Source organism: Streptomonospora wellingtoniae, assembly GCF_031845375.1.
In the GTDB taxonomy this organism is placed as follows: Bacteria; Actinomycetota; Actinomycetes; order Streptosporangiales; family Streptosporangiaceae; genus Streptomonospora; species Streptomonospora wellingtoniae.
On sequence record NZ_JAVREK010000054.1, the window covers coordinates 1 to 1753 of the forward strand.

Genomic DNA, 1753 nt, shown 5'->3' on the forward strand with positions numbered 1-1753 from the left:
GGTGCCGGGATGGTGCTGAGGTGGACACGCGCTGTTGGGTGTCTGAGGGAGCGGCCCTTGGGGTTGTTCTCCTGTTGGCCACCCCTGCGAAGACCCGGGTCGTGTGCTCGGGGTGCGGCTGGTGCCGTGTCCCGGGTGGGCGGTCGGGGTTGTGGCGGGGTTTGTGGCTGGTGGTTTGATTTGTGGATAGTGTGCGCGAGCATCTTGTATCTGCGGTGGCCAAGCAAGAGTGGCATACGGTGGATGCCTTGGTACCAGGCGCCGATGAAGGACGTGGGAGGCCGCGATAGTCCACGGGGAGTTGTCAACCGGGCGTTGATCCGTGGGTGTCCGAATGGGGGAACCCAGCCCGAGTTGTGTCGGGTTGCCGCCGTCTGAATGTATAGGGCGGTTGGTGGTGACGCGGGGAAGTGAAACATCTCAGTACCCGCAGGAAGAGAAAACAATAGTGATTCCCTGAGTAGTGGTGAGCGAAAGGGGATGGTGGCTAAACCGCGTGCGTGTGAATAGACGGCAGTCGTTGCGTGCGCGGGGTTGTGGGGTTCGCCTGTACTGGGTCTGCCGGCCTGGTGTGGGGTGTGGTGTGTTAGCCGAAGCCGTTGGGAAGCGGCGCCGTAGCGGGTGAGAGTCCTGTAGGCGAAGGCGCATCATGCTTCATTGGGCGTGTCCCCGAGTAGCGCGGAGCCCGAGGAATTCCGTGTGAATCCGGCAGGACCACCTGTCAAGCCTGAATACGTCCTGGTGACCGATAGTGGACGAGTACCGTGAGGGAAAGGTGAAAAGTGCCCCGGTGAGGGGTTGTGAAATAGTACCTGAAACCGTGTGCTGTCAAGCCGTCAGAGCTCTGCTTCAGTGCGGGGTGATGGCGTGCCTTTTGAAGAATGAGCCTGCGAGTCGTGGTGTGTGGCGAGGTTAACCCGTGTGGGGTAGCCGTAGCGAAAGCGAGTCTGAAGAGGGCGTGTGAGTCGCATGCTGTGGACCCGAAGCGGGGTGATCTACCCATGGCCAGGGTGAAGCGGAGGTAAGACTTCGTGGAGGCCCGAACCCACCAGGGTTGAAAACCTGGGGGATGAGCTGTGGGTAGGGGTGAAAGGCCAATCAAACTCCGTGATAGCTGGTTCTCCCCGAAATGCATTTAGGTGCAGCGTTGTGTGGTGCTCCCCGGAGGTAGAGCTACTGTTTGGCTGATGGGCCCGACAAGGTTACTGAGGTCAGATAAACTCCGAATGCCGGTGGAGTGGAGCATGGCAGTGAGACTGCGGGGGATAAGCTTCGTGGTCGAGAGGGAAACAGCCCAGATCTCCAGCTAAGGCCCCTAAGGGTGTGCTAAGTGGGAAAGGTTGTGGAGTTGCTGAGACAACCAGGAGGTTGGCTTAGAAGCAGCCATCCTTGAAAGAGTGCGTAATAGCTCACTGGTCAAGTGATTCTGCGCCGATAATGTAGCGGGGCTGAAGTGCACCGCCGAAGCTGGGGGGCCGCATCGTTTGGTGTGGCCGGTAGGGGAGCGTCGTGCGTCCGGTGAAGCTGCGGGGTGACCTTGTGGTGGAGGGCGTGCGAGTGAGAATGCAGGCATGAGTAGCGATACCGGAGTGGGAAACTCCGGCGCCGATTGACTAAGGGTTCCTGGGGCAGGTTAATCCGCCCAGGGTGAGTCTGGACCTAAGGCGAGGCCGACAGGCGTAGTCGATGGATAACGGGTTGATATTCCCGTACCCGTGCGCGTGCGCCCGTGTTGATAGCCCTGATGCTAACC

General features: G+C 60.0%; 1 rRNA gene. It reads left to right on the top strand.

Annotation, left to right across the window (positions count from 1 at the left end):
- Window positions 1–216 precede the first annotated feature (216 nt).
- Window positions 217–1753: ribosomal RNA gene (locus tag RM446_RS24575) — 23S ribosomal RNA — on the top strand; the annotation flags it as partial.